Consider the following 6,866-nt stretch of genomic DNA (forward strand, 5'->3'; position numbering starts at 1 on the left):
GGTTGCCTTTTGTTGTTGTCTTGTGCTCATTCTGCAAAACTGATTGGTTGTAGTTCTTTGCTGTCCCGTCAACTGTGGTTTTGATTCCCCGTCACGTGAAATGACCTTCCCCATCGACGAAATTATTTCCATCCTGGAGCCCGAAGTCAGCGGGTACCAGGTTCCGATCGTCGACCTCATAGCCGCCCAGACCAAAGATCCGTTTAAGGTGCTGGTCGCCACCATACTGTCGGCCCGCACCAAGGATGAAGTGACGGCGGCGGCTTCCCGTCGGTTGTTTGAACGTGCGGGAACCCCGGCAGAACTTGCGCAATTGACGGTGGCTGAGTTGGAAAAGATTATCTTTCCCGTTGGATTTTTTCGCAATAAGGCAAAATTCCTCAGGCAATTGCCGGTCGTTCTCAAGCAGCGGTTCGGCGGCGTCGTGCCCCGCGACATCGATTCGTTGCTGCACCTGCCAGGAGTGGGGCGGAAAACCGCCAATCTCGTGGTCGCGGTGGCCTTCAACGAACCGGCGATCTGTGTGGACACCCATGTTCATCGAATCATGAACATCTGGGGATATGTGCAGACCACGACCCCCCTGCAGACCGAGACGGCCCTGCGGCAACAACTGCCGCAGCGTTACTGGACCCGGATCAATGCGCTTCTGGTGGCCTTTGGCCAGGGAACCTGCAAGCCGCTTTGGCCCCACTGTGATCGTTGCGTAATAGCCGCTTTGTGCCCGAAGATTGGCGTAACCCCCCGGAAAGCAAAGAAGGAGGCTGCTGTGGATCGTGGCGATGCGTCCGTCAAAAAACTGGCTTCATGGAACGTCAACGGCCTGAGGGCCGCGCTTAAAAATGGTTTTCTTGACGTGTTGCAAGGTCTTGATGCGGATGTCCTTGCGGTGCAGGAAATAAAGGCGCAGCCGGATCAACTGCCTGACGAATTGCGCAATATAGCCGGGTATCAGGTGTTCTGGCATCCGGCCCAAAAAAAAGGCTATTCCGGGACGGCGGTGTTTAGTAAAACCGCCCCTCTTCAGGTGGTGTACGGGCTGGATTGCCAACAATTTGACGATGAAGGGCGGGTGTTGACCCTTGAATACCCGGATTTCTATTTCATCAACGTGTATGCCCCCAACGCCCAGCCGGAACTGAAACGTTTGGACTTCAAGCTGGAGTTCAATCACGCCCTGCTCGCCCATATGAACCGCCTGCGCGCCGATAAATCCGTGGTGCTGTGCGGCGATTTGAACGTCGCCCATAAGGAAATCGATCTTGCCAACCCCAAGGCAAACGTCAAAAATCCAGGGTTTTCCCCACAGGAGCGCGCCTGGATGGACGCCCTTGTCGACGCCGGCTACATTGACGCCTTCCGCAAATTCAATCAGGAGCCGAACCAGTACACCTGGTGGAGTTACCGTTTCAGCGCCCGCGCGAAGAACATCGGGTGGAGAATCGATTACTTTATCGTGGACGGAGCCAGCGGCGAACGGGTGCTCGAGGCCGCCATCCATACCGACATCACCGGATCCGATCACTGTCCGGTAAGCGTCGTCTTCCGCTGAGTACAATAGTCGAGGATCAGGAACGTATGCAACCGTACCGCATTATCATTGCCGACGACCACAGCTTGATCCGGCAGGGGCTCAAGAGCATCATTCGCCAGGATCCGTCGTTGCAGATTGTGGCGGAAGCCGGCAACGGTCTTGAATTGCTTGAGCAATTAGGGCTGCGCCATGCGGACATGGTCATCTTGGACATCACCATGCCGCAATTGAACGGCATCGAGGCGGTGGCGGAGGTGCGAAAACGGCATCCGGAAATCGATATTCTGATTCTGACCATGCACACCAACAGTCAGTATTTTTATCAGGCCATTGCCGCCGGCGCCCATGGGTACTTGATGAAAGACGATTCCGACGCCGAACTGTTGATGGCGGTGAATACAATTCGAGAAGGCAGATCGTATATATCGCCGCAGTTGTCTTCAGGCGTGACCGATGAGATGATGACAGCCTTTCGAGATCAGGGCAAGATTCCGTTTGTGGTGCTCAGCAAACGAGAAAAACAGGTGCTCAAGCTGGTGGTGCAAGGCTGTTCCAGTAAAAAAATCGGCACAGCACTGGACCTCAGTCCCCGGACCATTGATCACCACCGGGCAAGTTTGCTCAAGAAATTCAAAATGAAAAACACCGTGGACCTCGTTAATCATGTGGTGCGCAATGCGGTGCTTCTCTCCGACGAATAGATTTTTTTTTGCGAAAAAATCTATCGCGCTCTCAGCGCAGCCCACTGTTTCAATAATCTTATTTCACTCAGCTATTTTTCATTTCTGGGTAAGATTGCCTAGCCGGGGATGAGTAATTCCCACAATTGTATTTTCCTCTTTCCTACGCTTAACTGCAGCTTCTTTGATCGGCAGGCCTACACACTGCGCGGACCTGCTTGTGATTATTAACAGAAGAGAGGGGAAGCTATGAATAAAAACGATCTTATTGAATCCATAGCGCTTTCGGCGCAAATCAGTAAAATCGCGGCAGAACGGGGACTGAATGGGTTGTTGTCCACCCTGTCGGCGGCCATGAAAGACGGCAAGCGCGTCACCTTGATCGGGTTTGGCAGTTTTTCGGTGGTGGATCGTGCCCCGCGGATTGGCAGGAATCCCAAGACCGGCGAATCCGTGCCCATTCCCCAGCGGCGGGTCGTGAAGTTTCGGCCGGGCAAAGAGCTTTCCGGCAAAATTCATTGAAAGGCAATGATTTTTTGCCCCTCAGCGCATCGGGTGGAAACAGTGTTAGCCGGCAGAGGGCTCCCTCGCCTGCGCCTTTTTCCGCCCGATCCACAGTATGGCTCCCGCTGCGATCATCAGAGCGCACAGGAGTTGTCCCATTGAGAAACGCATCACAATAAAGCCGATCTGCGCGTCCGGTTCACGGACGAACTCCACCAAAAATCTGCAACCGCCATAGAGCGCAAGAAACAGGGCCAGCATGGATCCGTGCGGCCATGGCTTTGCGGGCGGCGTTGCCGGTTGCCAAGGTTTTGCTTTCAAGCTCCACAAAATCAAAAAGAGCAGCAATCCTTCAAGGCCCGCCTCGTAGAGTTGCGACGGATGCCGGGGTAGAGGGCCGCCGTCGGGAAACCGCATGGCCCAAGGCACGGAGGTGGTTCTGCCGTACAGTTCGCCGTTGATGAAATTGCCCAAGCGTCCGAAAAAAAGACCGACGGGCACGGTGACAATAAACATATCCGCAACCTTCCAGGGCGCCAGTCCATGGCGGCGACAATACAGGAAGCCTCCTGTCAGTGCGCCCAGCAAGCCGCCGTGAAAGGACATTCCGCCCGACCAGGTGGCTGGTATTTCAAGGGGATGGCTCAGGTAATGCGCCGGATTGTACAGCAGCACGTAGCCCAGCCGGCCGCCAACGACCACCCCCACGATCAGAGCCAGGTTGAGGTTGTCGAGGTGGAGCAGCAGTTGCTTCCACCCGAATTTCTTGGCCTGATGGCTGACCAGGATGTAGGCGGCGCTGAAGCCGATGACGTACATCAGACCGTACCAGCGGATCTGCAAGGGGCCAAGGGAAAGGAGTACCGGATTGATGGCGGGAAATTCTAGCATGTTCGCGTGGTGATCAGAGAATGCCGAGACGTTTCAGGTGCACCTGAAGCACCGAGAGCGCAGCCGGCGTCACCCCCGATATGCGTGAGGCCTGCCCCAGGGAGCGGGGTTGGATTTTGGTCATTTTTTCCACCACCTCGTTGGAAAGGCCCGGCAGCCCCTTGTACACCATGTCGCGCGGCAATTCGACGCTTTCCAGCTTTTTGAACCGGACAATTTGCTCTTCCTGCCGCCTGATGTAGCCCTCGTATTTGATCTGCAGTTCGATCTCGTCGTGGAAGGTCAGTGCGCCCTCGGGAAAAAGCGGGATCTCGTCAACTTCGCAGGAGAGTTCCTGGAGCAGGCGCAGTTGCAGCTCGGGCCGACGGAGCAGCTCGGCCAGGGTGACGGCCTGGGTCAAGGGGGTGGAGGCGTGTCGGGCCAGGAATGCGTTCACAACGAGCGTCGGTTTGATCCTGGTTTCGTGTAAATGTTGGATAATCTCTTTAATGCAGCGTTGCTTGCGCTGAAAACCGCGCCAAGCGGCTTCATCCACTAGGCCAATGCGGCGGCCGATCTCGCGCAGCCGCAGGTCGGCGTTGTCTTCGCGCAGAAGCAGGCGATATTCGGCCCGGGAGGTGAAGAGGCGATACGGCTCCTTGGCGCCAAGGGTGACGAGGTCGTCAATCAGGACGCCGAGATAGGCCTGGGAGCGGTCCAGGATAACCGGCTCAGCGCGGCGCACATACTGCACGCTGTTGATCGCCGCCATCAAGCCCTGACCGGCGGCCTCTTCGTATCCTGAGGTGCCGTTGATCTGGCCGGCCAGAAAAAGGCCAGCGATTTTTTTGGTCTCCAGCGACGGCTTAAGCTCCAGAGGGTTAACGTAATCGTACTCGATGGCGTATCCGGGGCGAATAATGCGAGCCTGCTCCAGTCCGGGGATGGTGTGGACCATTTCGATCTGGGTGGCCAGCGGCAGGCTGGTGGGGATGCCGTTGGGGTACACTTCAATGGTTTCAAGCCCCTCGGGTTCGAGGAAAATCTGGTGACGGATTTTGTCGGGAAACCGCATCACCTTGTCCTCAATCGACGGACAATACCGGGCGCCTACTCCTTCAATAATACCGGCGTACATTGGCGACTGGTGGATGGACCTGCGGATGACGTCGTGGGTGCGCTCGTTGGTGTAGGTGATGTAACAGGGTCTTTGGGGCAGCGGCGGGGCGCCTTCCGAGGAAAAGGAGAACAGCGACGGGCTTTCGTCGGTGTATTGCGCTTCGAGTTGGGAATAATCGATGGTGTTGCCGTCGAGGCGAGGCACGGTGCCGGTTTTCATCCGGCCCACCTCGAATCCGGCGGCTGCGAACCATTGCGCGAGCTTGGTCGAGGGGGCGTCGCCCATGCGGCCTGACGGGAAATGTTTGAGTCCCACATGGACAAGGCCGTTGAGAAAGGTGCCGGTGGCGACGACAACGGCCTGCACCCGGATGTGTTCGTCCAGCGAGGTGCGCAGACCGACCACTCGGCCGTCTTCCACCAGGATTTCGTCGACCACCGCCTGCCGGATGGCCAGATTGGGCTGATTTTCCAGGACATGTTTCATCCGCAGGCGGTACAGGAGCCGATCAGCCTGCGCGCGGGAAGAGCGCACCGCCGGTCCCTTGCTGGTGTTGAGCCTGCGGAATTGAATGCCGGTGGCGTCGATGTTTTTTGCCATTTCGCCGCCAAGGGCGTCGATCTCCTTGACCAGGTGGCCCTTGGCCAAGCCGCCGATGGCGGGGTTGCAGGACATGGTGCCGATGGTGTCGGCGTTAATGACGCACACCAGGGTGCGGCAACCCATGCGGGCGGCGGCCAGAGCGGCTTCGCAGCCGGCGTGGCCTGCTCCTATGACGGCGATGTCGAAATCATTCATTGTTGTGGCGTGAGGGCAAAAATCCATGCGGGCGGATTGATCATCGGTTTCATCCAGCGTCTGTAAACAGCGCTGCATGGGTGCGGTCAAAAAAGAGCCATTATACGGTATCAGCTTATATTTGCAACCAAGATGGAGCCCTTTGCCCTGGCGACGGCCCGGCCGACCCTGCTGCGCGGCGATGACCGGGAAATTGCGCAATGGGCGAGATGGCGGCTTTTGTCGAGAGTGCGGTTGCTTGCCTTTTCACAGGGAAATAATTTGACAGAAACGGTCCTCTATGATTAAAATAGACCTCTTTTGAAAAGTGAATTGACGGCCTTGGGTCGTCGTTCTTGTTCCGTCGGCGGCTCGGTGCTTCATTTGCACGGGCGCGGGCGGGCCGAAGAAGGGGAAAAGGAGCCGTTGAGCAGAGAAGTCCGCTTCCTCCCCTGTCGCCAATAAACAGATTATCTCCAAGAAAGGAATTGCATTATGAGCAAAAGAACCTACCAACCCAGCACCATCAAACGCGCCCGCACCCATGGATTTCTTGTCCGCATGAAGACCCGCAACGGTCAGGCGGTTATTAAAAGACGGCGCGCAAAAGGGCGCAAGCAGTTGGCGGCCTAACGATTGGATCATCGTTGTACGCTCCCCAAGGCCCACCTGCTCAAAACAACCGCTGAATTTCAGCGCGTGTATCGGTCTGGGCAGCGGTTTCGGGGCGACGGGTTTGCTGTTGTCGTCTCGCCAAACGCGCTGCCGTGGAACCGCTTGGGAATCAGCGTGCATAGAAAGACCGGGAACGCGGTGCGGCGAAACCGGGTCAAACGGCTGGTGCGCGAGGTCTTTCGACGTCATCGTGAACTGTTCCCGGCGTCCGCTGATGTTGTAGTCACCATCCGGCCTGAGTTTTCCGGCGACAGCCTTGCCGAGATGCGGGCCGGAATTGCCCGGATTATTGGCGGATAGCAAGGGCGCCGGCATGCACGCAGAAGAGCGTCATCCAACCGATCCCCCGGCGGAAGAAGCGTCCAGTCGGGGGATGTGGCGACAATGGCCGGCGGTGATTTTAGTCGCGCTGTTCAAGGGCTACCAGTGCTACATCTCGCCCCTCTTCCCTCCCGCCTGCCGTTTTGTGCCTTCGTGCTCCCAATACGCCATCGACGCTGTCCGCAAATACGGCGCTCTTCGCGGCGCCGCGATGGCGCTCTGGCGAATATTGCGTTGCCACCCTTTTTCCCGCGGCGGCTATGATCCGGTAAAATGATCCCCACTCGCAGGCCGTCTTTCTCCTGTCAACACCTCTGCAACGCAGGGGTTTCTAAAGGTATGCATCATGGATCTCTATAGAGCCTTTCTGGCCATTGTTCTCTCG

At 57.0% G+C, this 6,866-nt stretch carries 8 protein-coding genes; 6 read left to right on the forward strand and 2 right to left on the reverse strand.

What is annotated here, in order from left to right:
* The first annotated feature begins 100 nt into the window (after positions 1-100).
* From RCH93_RS06470 to RCH93_RS06480, 3 genes are all read left to right on the forward strand, one after another.
* On the forward strand, positions 101-1,552 hold the full coding sequence (locus RCH93_RS06470) for an exodeoxyribonuclease III (RefSeq protein WP_306547510.1): 1,452 nt from the start codon (positions 101-103) through the stop codon (positions 1,550-1,552).
* Positions 1,553-1,578: 26 nt separating this feature from the next.
* Positions 1,579-2,235: a response regulator transcription factor gene (locus RCH93_RS06475; protein WP_306547511.1), complete on the forward strand. Its 657-nt coding sequence runs from the start codon at positions 1,579-1,581 to the stop codon at positions 2,233-2,235.
* 228 nt (positions 2,236-2,463) lie between these two features.
* Complete coding sequence (locus RCH93_RS06480) at positions 2,464-2,736, forward strand: HU family DNA-binding protein (protein WP_306547512.1); 273 nt, start codon at positions 2,464-2,466, stop codon at positions 2,734-2,736.
* Between the two features lie 45 nt (positions 2,737-2,781).
* Here the strand turns inward: RCH93_RS06480 and lgt are convergent, their stop codons facing one another.
* Together lgt and mnmG are read right to left on the reverse strand one after the other, a co-directional pair.
* Positions 2,782-3,609, reverse strand: a complete 828-nt coding sequence (gene lgt, locus RCH93_RS06485; protein ID WP_306547513.1) for a prolipoprotein diacylglyceryl transferase — start codon at positions 3,607-3,609, stop codon at positions 2,782-2,784.
* A gap of 13 nt (positions 3,610-3,622) precedes the next feature.
* Positions 3,623-5,506: a tRNA uridine-5-carboxymethylaminomethyl(34) synthesis enzyme MnmG gene (gene mnmG, locus RCH93_RS06490; RefSeq protein ID WP_373693265.1), complete on the reverse strand. Its 1,884-nt coding sequence runs from the start codon at positions 5,504-5,506 to the stop codon at positions 3,623-3,625.
* A 474-nt stretch (positions 5,507-5,980) separates the two neighbouring features.
* Between mnmG and rpmH the strand changes: the two genes are divergently transcribed.
* From rpmH to yidD, 3 genes are all read left to right on the forward strand, one after another.
* Positions 5,981-6,118 (forward strand): 50S ribosomal protein L34, encoded by a 138-nt coding sequence (rpmH, locus tag RCH93_RS06495; protein WP_306547515.1) that lies wholly within the window; start codon positions 5,981-5,983, stop codon positions 6,116-6,118.
* A gap of 66 nt (positions 6,119-6,184) precedes the next feature.
* The gene (rnpA, locus tag RCH93_RS06500; RefSeq protein WP_306547516.1) at positions 6,185-6,460 is read left to right on the forward strand and encodes a ribonuclease P protein component; all 276 of its coding nucleotides are present in this window, start codon (positions 6,185-6,187) and stop codon (positions 6,458-6,460) included.
* A gap of 73 nt (positions 6,461-6,533) precedes the next feature.
* The gene (yidD, locus tag RCH93_RS06505; RefSeq protein WP_306547517.1) at positions 6,534-6,758 is read left to right on the forward strand and encodes a membrane protein insertion efficiency factor YidD; all 225 of its coding nucleotides are present in this window, start codon (positions 6,534-6,536) and stop codon (positions 6,756-6,758) included.
* Positions 6,759-6,866: the final 108 nt, after the last annotated feature.

The sequence above is a fragment of the Desulfobulbus sp. genome, from assembly GCF_030824455.1.
Taxonomy (GTDB): domain Bacteria; phylum Desulfobacterota; class Desulfobulbia; order Desulfobulbales; family Desulfobulbaceae; genus Desulfobulbus.